Source organism: Thalassospira permensis NBRC 106175 (assembly GCF_000714555.1).
Taxonomy (GTDB): domain Bacteria; phylum Pseudomonadota; class Alphaproteobacteria; order Rhodospirillales; family Thalassospiraceae; genus Thalassospira; species Thalassospira xiamenensis.
Map to the genome: position 1 here is coordinate 1 of NZ_AUNC01000011.1, position 16,914 is coordinate 16,914.

Here is a 16,914-nt window from a genome sequence, read left to right on the forward strand (position 1 = left end):
CGCCGCCTTTTTCAGGGCGGCGTTTTTACGTTAACCGGTCTTGCCTGACCGATCAGGCGCGCACTTTGGCCTCGGAAAGACCCAGCGCGCCAAGGGCGGTTTTGACGATGCTTTGCGCATCCAATCCCGCCTTGGCATATTGAATGTCGGGCTTGTCGTGATCGATCAGGGCGTCGGGCAAGGCCATGGTGCGGACTTTGAGCCCGTGATCGAGCAATCCCTGCCCTGCCATATGCTGCAACACCATTGCGCCAAAGCCGCCGATGGAGCCTTCTTCAATCGTGATCAGGACTTCGTGGTTGCGGGCCAGATCGGCGATCAGCGCATGATCAAGCGGCTTGGCAAAGCGGGCATCGGCAACCGTTGCCGGAAGGCCGCGTGCGGCAAGGTCTTCGGCGGCCAGCATCGCCTCTGCCAGGCGGGTGCCGTAGGACAGGATGGCGATCTTGCCGCCTTCGCGCAGGATACGCCCCTTGCCGATTTCAAGAACCTTGCCCTCGGCCGGCATTTCAACGCCGACACCCTCGCCCCGCGGATAGCGGAAGGCACTGGGCCGGTCATCAATCGCCCATGCGGTTGTGGTCATATGAACCAGTTCGGCCTCGTCCGCCGCCGCCATCAGGACGATATTGGGCAGGCAGCCAAGATACGCAATGTCATAGGCCCCGGCATGGGTTGCCCCGTCCGCGCCGACAAGCCCGGCACGGTCCATCGCGAAACGGACCGGCAGGTTCTGGATCACGACATCATGCACCACCTGATCATAGGCGCGTTGCAGGAAGGTCGAATAGAGCGTGCAAAACGGTTTGTATCCCTCGCACGCCATGCCGGCGGCAAAGGTCACGGCATGCTGTTCGGCGATGCCGACGTCAAAGGCACGATCGGGGAACCGTTCGGCAAAGATATTGACCCCGGTGCCCGACGGCATGGCGGCCGTGATCGCGGTGATTTTGTCATCGGTTTCGGCAAGCTTGGTCAGCGTTTCGCCGTAAACCTTGGTGTAGGATGGTGCATTGGGTGTGGCCTTGGCCTGTTTGCCGGTGACGACGTCGAATTTGGCGACACCGTGATATTTGTCGGCGGCATTTTCGGCCGGGCCATAGCCCTTGCCCTTCTGGGTCACGACATGAACAAGGATCGGGCCATCGACATCCGCATCGCGCACGTTTTTCAGCACCGGCAGAAGATGATCCAGATTATGACCATCAATCGGGCCGACATAGAAGAAGCCCATTTCTTCAAACAGGGTCCCGCCGGTCACCATGCCGCGGGTATATTCCTCGATCTTGCGGGCGGCTTCTTCGATCTGGCGCGGCAGATGCTTGGTCAGGCCCTTGGCCGCATTGCGAAGGCCCTGATAGCCCTTGCCCGAAATCAGGCGCGACAGATAGCCCGACATGGAGCCCACCGGCGGGGCAATCGACATGTCGTTATCGTTCAAGATCACAATCATGCGCTGATCGGCAGCGGCGGCATTGTTCATCGCCTCGTAGGCCATGCCGGCACTCATGGAGCCATCGCCGATCACGGCAATGACGTTTTTGCGTTTATCATCGGAAAGCTGGTTGGCAACCGCCATGCCAAGCCCGGCCGAGATCGAGGTCGAGCTGTGCCCGGCACCGAACGGGTCATATTCGGACTCGGAGCGCTTGGTAAAGCCCGAAAGCCCGCCGCCCTGACGAAGCGTGCGGATACGATCACGCCGCCCGGTCAGAATTTTATGCGGATAGCATTGATGCCCGACATCCCAGATCAGCCGGTCATCAGGGGTATCAAACAGGTAATGGATCGCCACGGTCAGTTCGACCACGCCAAGCCCGGCCCCCAGATGCCCGCCGGTGACGGACACGGCATCAATCACCTCGGCGCGCAATTCATCTGCGACCTGCTTCATTTGCGCGGGCTGAAGGCTACGCAAGTCAGCCGGGATTTTAATCGTGTCCAGAAGCGGGGTCTTGGAGGTCGTGCTCATACCGATCTCGATTTTCAGTTTTGTGTGGCGTTTTTTATATAGTCGTCAAACCAACAGGGTGACGTTTCCTAAGCCCTATTGCAAGCAGCGTAAAATAAACAGCTTCGCCATAATTAGCGACCCTGAAAATCACCTGATTTGATGTCACTTAGGAACTTCAGCACCACCTGTTCAACAGTGCGGTGAATATCAACACGTTCGCGCCCGAAATCCCGGCATAAATAGCCGAAATTTTCCGCGATATAGGGCGTGCAGGGCGGCAGAAATGAATAATGCCCGGCCCCCTTGACCTTAACAAACTTCGCCCGCCCGCGCAAAAGGGTGCGAAAATGCGCGGCATTGGCGGTTTCGGGCAGGATTTCATCGGTATCGGCCTCGATAAACAGCATCGGCACCGTGACATCGGCAAAGCCCGCATCGGTCGCGGCAACGCCAAAGGCCGGGGTCACGGCAATCACGCCTGCAATCCGGTCATCGCGTGCGGAAACAACCGGGCCGCCATAACGATCATGCAACTCATCGACAATGTCATCACCCGGTACATGCTGGCAAATCACGCGGTCCTGATCGGCATTGAGCGCGCAATAGCTTTGCCAGGCGGAGGCATCAAACCGCCATCCCGCCATTTTAAGCACCGTCGCCCCGCCCGCCGAATGGCCGAGCGCATAAATACGATCCGTATCGATATGGACAGCAATGCCGTCATGATCCAGCAACAGATCAAGAGCCAAACGCATTTCGCGCGGGCGACGTTCGATGATCGTCAATTGCCGCGCATCGGACGGATCAAGATAATTGTCGCCATGATGCTGCGGGGCGGCAACGATATAACCGCGCCGTGCAAGATATTCCGCCAGCCAGAACTGATTGAAGCGGTGCCCTTCCGAGCCGTGCGAAAACATCACCAGCGGATAGGGTCCGTCGCCTGCAAAATCCGCATCGCGCGCGCCGGTTGACGTGACACCCATATGACGCACCGGGCCTTCGGCGGCATGCGACGGATACCAGATCGCCAGCGGGAACGGGTCCTTGTCAAACAGCCGGTCACGAAAACCGGCTGTATATCTGGTTTGCTGGCTCATGACAGGGGGACTGGCCTTAACGCCCGCGTTCGATCACGAAACGCGCCATCTCGCGCAGCGGTTCGGCTTCGCCGTCAAAGCAGTTCAGGTGATTGATCGCCTGATTGCACAGCATGGTTGCCTGCTCGCGGGCCTGTTCAAGGCCCAGAAGCTTCACATAGGTCGATTTGTCCTGATCGATATCCTTGCCGGCCGTCTTGCCGAGTTCCGCGCTGCTGGATTCCACATCGAGAAGGTCGTCCTTGATCTGGAAGGCCAGCCCCATGTCATGGGCGTAGGATCGCAAGGCCATGCGCATGCTTTTGGGGGCCTTGCCCAGAATTGCCCCGGCTTCGCAGGCAAAGGCAAACATCCGGCCGGTTTTCAGCAGATGCAAATGGGTGACCTGCGCCTGATCAAGGCTTTGCCCCTCGCCCGCCAGATCGATCATCTGACCGCCAACCATGCCGTACGGCCCGGCCGCACGGGCAAGGGCGCGGACAAGATCGGTGCAGACACGCGGATCGGGATGGGTGCTTTCATCGGCCAGCACTTCGAAGGCCTGGGTTAACAGCGCGTCACCGGCCAGAATGGCGGTCGCCTCGTCAAACTGCTTGTGGCAGCTTGGCTTGCCACGGCGAAGGTCATCGTCATCCATGGCCGGAAGATCATCATGGATCAGCGAATAGCTGTGCACCATTTCAACCGCAGCGGCGACTCGCAACGCGCATTGGCGCGATACCCGGAACAATCCGGCGGAGCTTAGCACCAGAAACGGACGCAGGCGTTTGCCTTCGCCCAGGGTTGAATAACGCATCGCCTGAAACAGGCGTTGCTCGATCTGGCCATTGGGACGCGGCAGAATGCCATCAAGCGTTTCGCCAAGGTCAGCAGAAGCAGTACTCAGCTCAGCAAGCAGGTCGTAACTCACCATATTCTCCGCGAGAATTATTCGATTTCAGTCGGGGTTGCGTTCGGACGGCCATCAGCACCCAGCGTGATTTTCTCGATGCGTTCTTCGGCAGCGCGCAGTTTATCGGCACAATGACGTTTCAGCGCCGCACCGCGTTCATAGGATGCAATGGCATCATCAAGCCCCACCTGCCCCTGTTCGAGCTGCCGCACGAGGCTTTCAAGCTGACCAAGGGCCTCTTCAAAGCTGAGTTTGGCGATATCATCGGGGATTGCGGTGGACGGGGTTGGCTTGGACATATCTGCTCCATTGATTTGATTGGCGCGGAGTTTACGCGGTGACTTGCTCAGTAACAAGGGGTATGCATACTAAGAGCATGCAGCTATTTTTCAGAAACAAGTGCCGCTCTACGAATAGATAAAATTATAACGAAACGATGGCCATAAAGGGTTTGCCAAATCCTGAATATCTTTTAACTTCCAAGATCATTGATGAACATGGCCCCCTTAAAACTGATTCAGAGTACACAAATTGTTTGATATTTCCCGTTTGCGCATATTGCATGTCACAAATTACAGCTTAACGCCCAAGGTACCCGGCTATTACGGCGTACCTTACAAGATCACCAACGGCTTTACGCGCTTGGGGCACAATGTTTTAACATTTGGGGATCGAGACTTAGCCAGACTTTTAAATATATTCAAAAGTCGAAAATTTGGCATTCCGCAATTAAATAAAAAATTGCTTGAGGTGGCAGAGAAATTCGAGCCGGATATGATTGTATTCGGTCACGCAGACATGATAACCCGCAAGACTTTGGAAAAAATCAAAGAAAAGCTGCCAAGTGTCAAAACAGTTCAATGGAATGTTGATCCGTTATTCTCCTCAGATAATGTCGGGCGCATTAAAAGCAAGATCGACCTTGTTGATGCAACCTTCTGCTCAACGGATGGGACTTTATTGGCCAAATTGTCCGAGGGAAAGTATCGCGCTTATTTCATGCCTAATCCGGTCGACATGAGCATTGAACGTCACCAGAACTTTAAATATTCGCGAGAAGAACTGGCTTTTGACTTCGGGATGGCAATAGGAACCCCTAACGAGGTCCGCAATATTTGTGGAGAAGATTATATTGTTCAGGATCTTTTGGATGATATTGCAAAGTCCAGCTCAAAAATAAGAACGTCATTTCCTGGCTATACAAGCCCTCGCATAACATGCGAAGAATATGATCATTATCTAAGTAAAACTTCGATGAGTTTAAACTTCAGCCGCAGAAATGACGCCTATCGATATTCATCTGACAGAATTGCCCAGACTGTCGGCAACGGAATTTTAACGTTCGTAGACAGAGCCACGGGCTTGAATGACGATTTCCAAGAAGATCAGATGGCCTTTTTCTCAGATAAAGATGAGCTTATTGCAAAAATATCTCATTTTATCGACAACGATCAAGAGAGGCAAAATATTGCTGAACGCTCTTGGCGCGAATACCATAGAAAATTCAACGAAAAGAATGTCGCGGACGACATAATCAAGAAGACATACAATGAGCGCTATTGAAAAATATGTATTTCCAGTATCATTTTCCATATTCATAATATCAGGATACTTAATCCACCCCACACCAACATGGGCAATAATATTTTACGCGATCATAGCCCCGACATTCACGATAATACTATTCAAAGAAAAAAAAGAACTATTCGGTCTGTTTAAAAACAAAATATTAATCACCAGCGCCATATTAATACTATGGTTTCTTCTCACGATATCGTGGGGAGTAAACCAACCAGAATTCAACGTGAAAAAATACATATCAAGGTCATTAGTAAACCTTATATTTTTATTCACAGCAACATACTTCTTCTCAAAATGCACCCGATGGAAAGACTTCCTTTTCAAGGCACTACCTTATGCTGTTCTGTTGAATATATTGATATCTATTGTTTTATTTTACGCAATAGACACTCACACATTGAATGATAGATTGACAGGATGGGCAGAAACCAGGCACCCAATACTCGGTAGCTTAGTTATACTGACAGGTTTTTGCATATCATTTTATCAATCTCAAATATCAACAGAAAAGAAATACAAGATATTCTACGCAGCCGTCTGCCTTTTCTGTGTATTCTTCGTAATACTCACACAAAGCAGAGGGCCATTTCTGACGCTATTTTGCATCGGCATCATCTTTTCCATTTTTTCTGGAAAAGTTGTGCGAAGATGCACCGCCGGAATACTATTCTCGATTGTTTCAATTTTCCTGCTTAGCGACGAAATCCAACAACATGCCATTCAATCACTTTCCAGAAATCCATGGCGTTTTGAAATATGGATGGATGCATGGAAATATATTCAGGATGCTCCAATCATTGGTAATGGCCTGGCAAGCCTGAATACCTTTGGAGCGATTGAACAGAAATTTCCCCATAGCATATACGTGTCATCGGCATTTTTTGGTGGCGCAATAGGGCTATTTCTTCTTCTGGCATTGTTTGCGCAGCTCGCTTGGGCCGCTTGGAATACAGAAGATAGAACCACAAAGGCATTTCATCTTGGCTTGCTATGTGTACCCATTATCGGTGGATTAACCGATCTTGCCCAAGTCTCCAAATCTCCTGGTGAATTGTGGTACATATTGTGGGTGCCGGTGACGATTATTATCGGGCATTCGATTAAATCGCACCGTGAGCAGAAGCAACAGGCTCAGCAAACCTTTATTGAATAAACTCAAGAGGTCATCAGGGTTCGCACATGGGCCTGAACCGAACTTGCCAGCGATGGCAGGTCATAACCGCCTTCAAGCACCGAGACGACGCGGTTATCGCAAACCTCGCCCGCGAGGGCGAGAAGCTGTTGTGTCATCCAGGCAAAGTCGCTTTCAATGAATGAAAGTCCCGCCAGCGGGTCATTGCGGTGCGCATCGAAACCCGCCGAAATGATCAGCAATTCCGGTTTGAAGGCGGCAATGCCGGGTAAAACCGATTGTTCGAAGGCGTGTTTCATTTCAGCCGTTCCCGCCCCGGCGGTCAGGCCGACATTGAGGATATTGTTGGCACATCCGCGTTCATCGGGGGCACCGGTGCCGGGATAAAGCGGCCATTGATGGGTTGAACAGTAAAACAGGTCGGGATCGTTATAGAAAAGATCCTGTGTGCCATTGCCGTGATGAACGTCAAAATCCATCACCGCCACACGTTTGATGCCATGGGCATCGCGGGCATGACGCGCACCGACCGCCACATTGTTAAACAGGCAGAACCCCATCGCCCGGTCATATTCCGCATGATGTCCCGGCGGGCGTACGCCGACAAAGGCATTGCGTTCATGGCCGGCCAAGACTGCATCGACCGCGACGCAGACACCGCCAACCGCGCGCAATGCCGCCTCGCCCGAGGCCGGTGAAACATAGGTATCGCCATCAAGGGATTCATATCCGCTTTGCGGGATCGCGGCCATGACCCGGTCGACATAGGCAGGGTCATGCACCTTTTTGATCAGATCAAGATCGGCCTTTGGGGCTTCTTCCCGGTGCAGGAACATGAATTCTTCGGCTTCAAGCACCCGCTGGATCACGCGAAGACGATCAGGCTGTTCCGGGTGGCCCGGCCCCGTATCGTGGTCGATACAGCTTTGATGCGTGACAAATAATGTCGCCATGTTTTGCGGATACCTTCCTGAATAGATGCCAGTCAGACAAGTTTGATTTTTGCCGGTCACCTTGCCTTACGGGCGGCGACCCTGATTATTATTGTTTCATCGTGCCAGCCGACGTTATCTGCTGCTTTGTTCTAGATCATCATGAATCAGACAAATACTGCAAGTTTTCAAACTGAATGACAGATTAAGACCCTGCATGAACTGTCTATTGTATACACGGTGACTCAGAACGAAATATCGCCATAATCTCTGTCCACAAGACAAAGAGTGTCTTGACAGTTTGATGTTATACTTGAGAATAGGAAGCTTCCCATTCTTGAATTTCATTAATGGGTTTGAGGCACAAAGACCTCGTTGGTTGGAAAAAATCGGGGACATCCCATCGGAGATTATCACCACGAATGTGATACACTCGATGCCCCAGTTGGGACAAAAGCCGAATATGGCCAGGCTAAAGGGAGCCAAATGGAACTTACCCATCTCGAAAAAAAGGCCGAGCAAGCCAGCGCGCTTCTGAAGGCCATGAGCAATCAGAGCAGACTTATGATTCTTTGCCAGCTTAACGATGGCGAAAAATCGGTCGGTGAACTTGAACGCATTGTCGGACTGAGCCAGTCCGCCCTGTCACAGCATCTTGCAAGATTGCGGCGGGACAAGCTGGTTAAAACCCGGCGCGAGGCACAGACGATCTTTTATTCGCTGCAAGGCGATGAAGCCGTCACCGTCATCAAGACACTTTATGGTCTGTATTGCCGCGACGACAGCAGCGCCGTCGCCGCCTAAGACTTTATGGAACTTCCCCCACAAAAAAGCCTGTCGGACATCCGGCAGGCTTTTTTGCGTTATCGGGCCGTTATTGCGGCAATAATCCGGTTTGTGTTTAACCGCATTCGGGGGCAGCAAGCCGCGTGACTTTCTGAAGGTCGCCACGCACGCGGAAACTGCCGTAATTCATCCGCAGTTCCTGGGCGACACCGTTTTCACCGAAATCAACCGCAATCTCGGTCGACGGGCCGTTTTCGGCATCACCAAGCGGGTAATAGGCCAGGTTAAGGCTGTGATAGGGCCGATTTGCGATACCATCGGCATCTTCGGCCGTGTTCTGCGATGGTCTGGCTGCCGAAATCACCGCGGCAATCCGGTTGGTCGGTGTATCGCCACTGCCATCAAACACCAGATCATTGGCAAATTTATCCCCCTGAAGCGCGCGCTTCAGCAGGGTTAGGGAATGCTGGGTCGGGAACATGGTATCGGCCGGAAGTTCCTCGGTCACTTCGACCGGAACTTCGTAGGTCACAAGAACCTTGTCCTTGTCACGCACCGCATCACCAACAACCTCGTCGACCTGCACACCATCAAGATAATCACGCATGCGGAAGCGGTATTTCGATCCGTCAAAGTTTTCCCACTGGGTCATCGAATAGGCGGAATTGATCGAACCGCCCTCGGCCCCTTGCAGAACCATCAGATGCTGCATCTCGGTGATCCAGCCATCACAGACCTTTTCAAACCGGTAACCCAGTGCACCGCGCACACCGACAACGGAGCTGCCGACATCCGATGACACCATCGAAAACCGGTATTCCGCCACATGCGGCACCAGTTCGGCCTGTATATCAGCCGCCTTGCGCACATGGGCCGGGTCAAAACCGCCCGGACCGGCGGCAAAGGATTGCCCTGCCTGCGCGGAACATCCCGCCAGGGCAACACAAAAGATCAGCGCCCCGAAGACGGAACGCTGTCGATTTTCAGGACAAACCGTAATAACTGGCAACTCTATTCTCCGGCAGCGTCGATCCCGACAATCCAAGGATCTTTGACACCCTTTTTGGCAGCAAGATGGCGTAAATCTTTTGCATGCTCATGCGAAAGCGGACCAACAGCGACACGAAGATATTCGCGGCCCGCAACCGTCGCACTGATCAGGCGCGGCTGATATTCGCGGTAAAGCGACAGGGCATTTTGCGCGCGCAGCTGATCGGCAAAGCTTGCCAGTATTACATAGTCTCCCGGCAGCGGCACTGCAACAAGGTTATCCTGCCCTGTTTCCGGCGCGATCACGCTGACCTCGTCGGTCATGATGCCGGTATCGGTCAGGGCGGCGGTTTGGGTTTGGACAACAGGTGCGACCGGCTTTGGCGGGGCGACATATCCGGCAACCGCGGCATCGGCTTCGCCCTGCGGATCAAGGGGGCCTTCGTTGCGAAGCGGAGTACGGTCATGATCAGGGGTGAACTGCGCCTGTGCGCTGGCGATTTCGACCGGGGCTGATGCAGGAACAGCAGCCACTTCGTCATGCGACACCGGACGCGGCGGCAGATCGGTTTTGACAATCACGGCCGATGTGCGGGCACCGGCTTTGGGGTTTGACCAGTCTTCGCTGGGTGCGTTAACGGCATAAATTGCAGGTTCGGCGTCGCGGATTTTCTGTTTCACCGATGGCGCGCCCGGTTCGGCCAGCGCAACCGCATCATCAAGCACGACATTATCGCGGCAGACGTCTTCTTCGAATAACGGGCGATGCAGAGCGCAATCGCGCTCGGCAACCGCTGAAACCGCATGATCGGTGGTGCTTTTGCCCGTGGTCACATAGCTGATCAGATCACCGGCCAGCTTGGCAACGGTCAGTTCGACCGGACCACCGCACGCCGCCAATGCCAACGGTGCCACCACCACAAGTATCTTTTTCAAACCGTAATCCCCCGCAGGATATAAATTGTTCCACCCTGAATGTGGATTACGGCGGGTTAAGATTACGTAAGCATCGAAGGTCGATAGACAAACAAAAACGGCCCGGAAATTTCCGGACCGTTTTTATCGTCATCAAAAGACAGAAATCAGTCTTTTTTGATTTTCGGCGGAAGCTGCACCCGCAGATGCAGTTCTTTAAGCTGGCGGTCATCGACCTCGGCCGGGGCATTCATCATCAAGTCCTGCGCCTGCTGGTTCAGCGGGAAGGCAATGACTTCGCGAATGTTCGGCTCGTCAGCCAGAAGCATCACAATACGGTCCACACCCGGGGCAGAACCACCGTGCGGCGGTGCGCCGAATTTGAACGCGTTGATCATGCCGCCAAAGCGGTCATCAACGACGTCCTTGCCATAACCGGCAATCTCGAACGCCTTGTACATGATGTCCGGGCGGTGGTTACGAATGGCACCGGACGACAGTTCAATACCGTTACACACGATGTCATACTGCCACGCCTTGATATCAAGCGGGTTCATGTTTTCAAGGGCTTCAAGACCGCCTTGCGGCATCGAGAACGGGTTGTGGCTGAATTCGATCTTGCCGTCGTCGTCTTCCTCGTACATCGGGAAATCAACGATCCAGCAGAATTTGAACATGCCGTCTTCGCGAAGGCCCAGTTCATCGCAAACCTTGTCGCGCGACTTGCCGGCAAATTTGGCGGCTGCCAGTTCCTTGTCACAGGCAAAGAAGACCGCATCGCCATTGGCAACGCCGGTAACTTCCTTGATCTTTGCGATGCGTTCGGCATCAAGATTTTTGGCAATCGGGCCTTTGGCTTCGCCGTTTTCATCGTAAACGATGTAACCAAGACCAGCCGCCCCTTCTTCGCGGGCCCAGGCATTGAGCTTGTCAAAGAAGCTGCGCGGGCGGCCAGCGGCCCCCGGTGCCGGAATGGCGCGAACCACCGAACCCTTTTCGATGTTCGAGGCAAAGATGCCGAAATTCGAACCACGGAAGGCTTCGGTCACGTCAGACAGGATGATCGGGTTGCGAAGGTCGGGTTTGTCCGAGCCGTATTTCGCCATCGATTCATCAAACGGAATGCGCGGGAACGGAAGCGGCGTTACGTCACGACCACCGCCGAATTCGACGAAGATGTCATGAAGAACCGGCTCGATCGCGTCGAACACATCGTCCTGGGTGGCAAAGGCCATCTCGAAGTCGAGCTGATAGAACTCGCCCGGGGAGCGGTCGGCACGGGCGTCTTCATCGCGGAAGCACGGTGCGATCTGGAAATAACGGTCAAAGCCCGAAACCATCAGAAGCTGTTTGAACTGCTGCGGGGCTTGGGGCAGGGCATAAAATTTGCCCGGATGCATGCGCGACGGTACGAGGAAGTCACGCGCACCTTCCGGCGAGCTTGCCGTCAGGATCGGGGTCTGGATTTCCAAAAATCCCTGTGCGGTCATTTTCTGACGCATCGCCGAAATCACGCGCGAGCGCAGAACGATGTTCGAATGAACACTTTCGCGACGCAGATCAAGGTAACGGTGACGCAGGCGGATTTCCTCGCCATATTCGGCATCGCCAAAGACCGGCATCGGCAGCACGTCGGCCGACGACTGGACTTCGATGTTCGATGCATAAACCTCGATCTCGCCGGTCGGCAGGTTCGGGTTGACGGTTTCGGCGGTACGTTTGACGACCTTGCCGTCCACCGTGATCACACTTTCGGCGCGCGACTTTTCAAGAACCGCGAAAAGCGGGCTTGAAATATCGATCACGATCTGGGTGATGCCGTAATGGTCGCGCAAATCGACAAACAGAAGGTTGCCGTGGTCGCGCTTGCGGTGGATCCAGCCGGACAGGCGCACTTCCGCATCGGCGTCAGAGGCGCGCAACGCATTACAATTGTGTGAACGATAAGGATGCATGGTCTTTCCAGGTTGCTTTGTATGCTTGGTATTTTGGGCCACAAATTTGGCGCAAAGGTGCATGGCTGCACCGCGCTGTCAAACAAAAAAGCACCGCAATCCAGCCACTCCGGTCAATTCGGGGGGCTTAAATCGGGTGATCTGTCTGTTTGCGCGACGCGGCGCTTGAAATTCTGCGGTATAAAACGCTGCCAAAGCCCCGCCGTCAAGTGCCCGTCGCAATGGTCTGCATTGCGGGCCGGAATTTCAGGTCGGCGGCGCACCGATCCCCTGCAAATCCTTGACCTTTACAAAGCGGATCAGGCGCCCGGTCTCAAACCGAACGTCCGCCCAATGCTCAACATCAAATTCATACTGGCAAAGACCGCAGGTCGGATATTTACGGTTCATTTCCAGCAATGCCTCGCCATCGCCCTCGCCAAACAGCCGGGCGGCGAAATCGGCAAGTCCCGGATTATGGCCGATCATCATCACACAGCGGGCCTCATCATGGGTGTGCCCAAGGCTTTCAAGCAGCACGGCCTCGGTCGCCATATAAAGGTCTTCGTTGTAGATCACGTCGGATGCACTGGCAAAATCGCGCCCCAGCAGGGTTAATGTCTGAACCGCACGTTCGGCGGTTGAACACCAGATCAGATCGGGCACCAGCCCCTGTTCATGCAAATAGCGTCCCATCACCGGGGCCGCCTTTTCGCCGCGCCGGTTCAGTTCCCGGTCGTGATCGGATCGGGATGGGTCGGTCCAGCTTGATTTTGCATGCCTGAGCAGAAGCAATGTCTTCATGAAATCGGATATCCGGTGTTCTTAAGGAAAGCAGACTTTTGCATGCCACATCGGGCGCTGTGAAGCCACCAAGAAAACTGACTTAAAAATTTAAGAAAATTGCACCCCGACAAGCAGTTATCCTATACTCCAATCGCAACCGGGACCTGTCGCTTTATTTCAAGGACACAAACCCACTTTCGCAGGGAGCATCGCGTGACCCACGCCGCCGTTATTCAATCAAGCGCCATCACACTTGATTCGGACAAGCGCTTTATAAACCGCGAACTTTCGTGGCTGGCCTTCAACGGCCGCGTCCTTGAAGAGGCTCAGAACAAGCGGCATCCGTTGCTGGAACGCGTGCGTTTCCTGTCGATTTCCGCCAGCAACCTTGACGAATTTTATATGGTTCGCGTTGCCGGTCTGGTCGGGCAAGTGCGCGCAAGCATGACAAAAGTCAGCCAGGATGGCATGAGCCCGTCCGAACAGTTGCGCGCCATCACCTATCACGCCAACCAATTGATGCAGGACCAGCAACGCATCTGGCAGCAGATCAGCACCGAGATGGAAAAGCATGGCATTTCCGTGATCGGGCCGGAAGACCTGACCCAGACAGATCGCAAATGGCTGGACGGCTATTTCATGCGCGAAATCTTCCCGACGCTGACGCCGCTTGCGATTGATCCGTCGCATCCCTTCCCGTTCATTCCGAACCTTGGTTTCGCGATTGTCATGCAGCTGTTTGACCCGGCAGACGGGCATAACATGCGCGGTCTGATCCCGGTTCCGCCGAAAATCGGGCGTTTCCTGCGCCTGCCGGGCCGGACAGAACGCTATCTGCCGCTGGAACAGGCGATTGTCCTTTACCTTAACAAGCTGTTCCCCGGTTTCGACATGATCGAACACGGCCTGTTCCGCGTTATCCGTGACTCGGACGTTGAAATCGAGGAAGAAGCCGAAGATCTGGTGCGCGTTTTCAAAACCGCCCTGAAACGCCGGCGGCGCGGCAGCATCATCCGGCTTAAAGTCAATGCCGAGATGCCAGAAGACCTTCTGGATTTCGTGGTCGACGAACTTTCTGTCGCCCCCGAAGAAGTCGTCAAGGTCGACGGGCTTGTCGGGCTTGTCGATGTCAAACAGCTGATCGATTCAGATCTGCATCATGATCTTCTGTTCCCGCCCTATGGCGCGCGTTATCCCGAACGGGTGCGCGACTTTGGCGGCGATTGCTTTGCCGCGATCAGCAAAAAGGATCTGGTGGTTCACCACCCGTTCGAGGATTTCGACGTCGTCGTGCAGTTCCTGTTGCAGGCTGCGCGTGACCCCGAAGTCGTCACCATCAAGCAGACCCTTTATCGCACGTCGGAAAACAGCCCGATCGTCAAGGCCCTGATTGCGGCTGCAGAAGCGGGCAAATCGGTGACGGCGATGGTGGAGCTCAAGGCCCGCTTTGACGAGGAAGCCAACCTGCGCTGGGCGGCTGATCTTGAACGTGCCGGTTGTCAGGTGGTCTATGGCTTCCTTGACTGGAAAACGCATGCCAAGGTGTCACTGGTGGTCAGGCGCGAAAGCCACGGGCTTCGGACCTATGTCCATTTCGGGACCGGCAACTATCACCCGATCACTGCGAAATTCTATACCGATATTTCGTTCTTCTCGTGCGATCCGGCATTGGGTCGTGACGCGGCCAGCATCTTTAATTTCATGACCGGTTATGCCACCCCGCGGTCGCTTGAAAAGATTGCCATCGCGCCGCATACGCTTCGCCCGACCCTGCTTGCCCATATCGATCAGGAGATCGAAAACTGTCAGGCGGGCAAACCGGCGGGCATCTGGGCCAAGATGAACAGCCTTGTTGATCCGGTGGTGATTGACGCGCTTTATCGCGCCAGCCAGTGCGGGGTTCATATCGAACTGGTCGTGCGCGGCATCTGCTGTTTGCGGCCGGGTGTGCCGGGGTTATCGGAAAATATTCGGGTCAAATCCATCGTCGGTCGGTTCCTTGAACATTCGCGCATTGTCGTCTTTGCAAACGGCGCAAAACTGCCGTCGCGCAAGGCCAAGGCGTTTATTTCATCTGCCGACTGGATGCCGCGCAACCTTAACCGTCGTGTCGAAACACTGGTCCCGGTGGAAAACCCCACCTGCCAGCGCCAGATTGTCGAACAGATCATGATTGCAAATCTGAAAGATACGGCGCAGGCTTGGTACCTGCAGCCCGACGGGACTTACGAGCGGTGCGAAGCCGATGAAAATGCTTTCTCCTCTCACCAGTATTTCATGACCAACCCGTCACTTTCGGGCCGTGGCAGCGCGCTTAGCGAGGAAGATCCAAATGTCCCCGTGCTGCAGCTTGATGACTAAGAAAACAGGCAGGTTCAACCAACCGCATGCTGACTGACCAAAGGGTTTCCAACCGTATCGCCATCATTGATGTTGGCTCGAACTCGGTGCGTCTTGTTGTGTTTGATGGCATGACACGCGCACCGGCCCCGATTTTTAACGAAAAGGTGATGTGCGGTCTGGGGCGCGACCCCGAAAACACCGGCCGTCTCAACCCCGAAGGTGTTGAAATGGCAACCGCCGCCCTGCGGCGTTTTGCCCGGTTGCTCCGCGCGATGAAGGTCACACGGGTCGACATCCTGGCGACCGCGGCTGTCCGTGCCGCCAGCGACGGACAGGCTTTTTGTGATCGGGTCCTTGCCGAGACCGGCCTGACCGTCAAGGTCATTGACGGCCTTGAAGAAGCCCGCCTTTCCGCCCTTGGCGTGATTTCGGGGGATCGGCGCGCAACCGGCATTGTTGGTGATATCGGTGGCGGGTCGCTGGAACTGGTATTGCTTGATGAAGGCGAGATCAAAAAACGCGTCAGCGTTCCGTTGGGTGCCATGCGCCTGCATGCGGTATTTGGTTCGGACCGTGCCCGTCTGGAAGCCGAAGTCAAAACCCACCTTGAAAGCATCGACTGGCTGCATGAAGGGGCGGGCAAGCCATTGATTGCGGTTGGTGGTTCGTGGCGTTCGATTGCCAAGCTTTATATCGCCCAGGAAAATTATCCGATTTCGGTGGTGCATAACCTGACCATGCCACGTGCCGAAATCGCCGAACTGACGCATATCATATCCCAGCAGAGCCGCGTGTCGCTTGACAAGGTGGGCGGTGTTTCCAAACGCCGTATTGATAGCCTGCCTCATGCGGGGCTTGTCATGAACCTGCTGCTTGAACGCATGCAGGCCAAGGAGGTCGTGTTTTCCAGTCACGGGCTTCGCGAAGGCTGGATGTACGAAGCCCTGCCCGATGAATTGCGCGAACGTGATCCATTGCTTGATGCCTGTCTCAGCTTCGCCGAAGATGGCGAGAGGTTCCATCAGCATGGTGAAGAACTGTATCGCTGGTCGGCACCGATTTTCCGCGATCAGCCAGGCAATCTTGGCCGTCTGCGCCTTGCCGCCTGCATCATCGGCGATGTCGGATGGAGCGAACACCCCGATTACCGCGCGATCCAGAGCTATAACCGCATCCTGCATCATCCCTATCTTGATCTGAACCATCATGACCGGGTGTTCCTCGCTTATACCATCGGGTCACGCTATACCGGCAATTTCAAGGGTGACGAGTCAAGCGACCGTCTGCTTGACGAAGACACGCGTGCGATTGGCCGCCTTTACGGTCACGCCATCCGCCTTGGCCATACCCTTTCGGGGGGTGTTGAAGGCATCCTTCCCGGTACGGCGCTTGTTCATGAAGACAAGACGCTTACACTTCAGATGCACAGGGACTTCGCGGCACTCAACGGTGAAGTCGTTGAACAGCGTTTATCGAAGCTTGCCAAACTGATGGATTGCGACAGCAGGGTCGTGATTGTCGATCAGCTTCCCCAGCCCTGATCCCGTTTCCTTCTGTTTATTCAGTGCT

General features: G+C 54.5%; 14 protein-coding genes. 5 read left to right on the forward strand and 9 right to left on the reverse strand.

The features are described 5' to 3' along the window. Nucleotides 1-52: 52 nt before the first annotated feature. The 4 genes from dxs to SMB34_RS06740 form a co-directional block, all read right to left on the reverse strand. Nucleotides 53-1,972: a 1-deoxy-D-xylulose-5-phosphate synthase gene (dxs, locus tag SMB34_RS06725; protein WP_007090872.1), complete on the reverse strand. Its 1,920-nt coding sequence runs from the start codon at nt 1,970-1,972 to the stop codon at nt 53-55. A gap of 113 nt (nt 1,973-2,085) precedes the next feature. Then, entirely contained in the window at nt 2,086-3,054 is a 969-nt protein-coding gene (locus SMB34_RS06730) for an alpha/beta hydrolase family protein (RefSeq protein WP_037988740.1), read from the reverse strand. A gap of 16 nt (nt 3,055-3,070) precedes the next feature. After that, complete coding sequence (locus SMB34_RS06735) at nt 3,071-3,967, reverse strand: polyprenyl synthetase family protein (protein WP_007090870.1); 897 nt, start codon at nt 3,965-3,967, stop codon at nt 3,071-3,073. Between the two features lie 14 nt (nt 3,968-3,981). Beyond that, a complete protein-coding gene (locus SMB34_RS06740) occupies nt 3,982-4,245 on the reverse strand; it encodes an exodeoxyribonuclease VII small subunit (RefSeq protein WP_037988743.1) in 264 nt (87 codons plus the stop codon). A gap of 232 nt (nt 4,246-4,477) precedes the next feature. Here SMB34_RS06740 and SMB34_RS06745 point away from each other — a divergent pair, with 232 nt between their 5' ends. After that, nucleotides 4,478-5,509, forward strand: a complete 1,032-nt coding sequence (locus SMB34_RS06745) for a glycosyltransferase family protein (RefSeq protein WP_156962652.1) — start codon at nt 4,478-4,480, stop codon at nt 5,507-5,509. Further along, nucleotides 5,496-6,680: an O-antigen ligase family protein gene (locus SMB34_RS06750; RefSeq protein WP_037988745.1), complete on the forward strand. Its 1,185-nt coding sequence runs from the start codon at nt 5,496-5,498 to the stop codon at nt 6,678-6,680. The genes SMB34_RS06745 and SMB34_RS06750 overlap by 14 nt, the downstream gene beginning before the upstream one ends. Nucleotides 6,681-6,682: 2 nt before the next feature. Here SMB34_RS06750 and SMB34_RS06755 read toward each other — a convergent pair whose 3' ends face one another. After that, nucleotides 6,683-7,612 (reverse strand): histone deacetylase family protein, encoded by a 930-nt coding sequence (locus SMB34_RS06755; RefSeq protein ID WP_037988748.1) that lies wholly within the window; start codon nt 7,610-7,612, stop codon nt 6,683-6,685. A gap of 465 nt (nt 7,613-8,077) precedes the next feature. On the opposite strand from SMB34_RS06755, the gene SMB34_RS06760 reads away from it, so the two are divergent. Beyond that, entirely contained in the window at nt 8,078-8,395 is a 318-nt protein-coding gene (locus SMB34_RS06760) for an ArsR/SmtB family transcription factor (RefSeq protein WP_007090865.1), read from the forward strand. 97 nt (nt 8,396-8,492) lie between these two features. Here SMB34_RS06760 and SMB34_RS06765 read toward each other — a convergent pair whose 3' ends face one another. From SMB34_RS06765 to SMB34_RS06780, 4 genes are all read right to left on the reverse strand, one after another. After that, entirely contained in the window at nt 8,493-9,386 is an 894-nt protein-coding gene (locus tag SMB34_RS06765; protein ID WP_037988750.1) for an EipB family protein, read from the reverse strand. Nucleotides 9,387-9,388: 2 nt separating this feature from the next. Continuing rightward, the gene (locus SMB34_RS06770) at nt 9,389-10,303 is read right to left on the reverse strand and encodes an SPOR domain-containing protein (protein ID WP_037988752.1); all 915 of its coding nucleotides are present in this window, start codon (nt 10,301-10,303) and stop codon (nt 9,389-9,391) included. 146 nt (nt 10,304-10,449) lie between these two features. Further along, nucleotides 10,450-12,237: an aspartate--tRNA ligase gene (gene aspS / locus SMB34_RS06775; RefSeq protein ID WP_037988860.1), complete on the reverse strand. Its 1,788-nt coding sequence runs from the start codon at nt 12,235-12,237 to the stop codon at nt 10,450-10,452. A gap of 246 nt (nt 12,238-12,483) precedes the next feature. Beyond that, nucleotides 12,484-13,020 carry a SixA phosphatase family protein gene (locus SMB34_RS06780; RefSeq protein WP_037988754.1) on the reverse strand — a complete coding sequence of 179 codons (537 nt, stop codon included), beginning with the start codon at nt 13,018-13,020 and terminating at the stop codon, nt 12,484-12,486. Between the two features lie 195 nt (nt 13,021-13,215). Between SMB34_RS06780 and SMB34_RS06785 the strand changes: the two genes are divergently transcribed. Both SMB34_RS06785 and ppx read left to right on the forward strand, forming a co-directional pair. Next, nucleotides 13,216-15,363 carry an RNA degradosome polyphosphate kinase gene (locus tag SMB34_RS06785; protein WP_037988756.1) on the forward strand — a complete coding sequence of 716 codons (2,148 nt, stop codon included), beginning with the start codon at nt 13,216-13,218 and terminating at the stop codon, nt 15,361-15,363. 26 nt (nt 15,364-15,389) lie between these two features. After that, nucleotides 15,390-16,886 (forward strand): exopolyphosphatase, encoded by a 1,497-nt coding sequence (gene ppx, locus SMB34_RS06790; RefSeq protein ID WP_007090859.1) that lies wholly within the window; start codon nt 15,390-15,392, stop codon nt 16,884-16,886. Nucleotides 16,887-16,914: the final 28 nt, after the last annotated feature.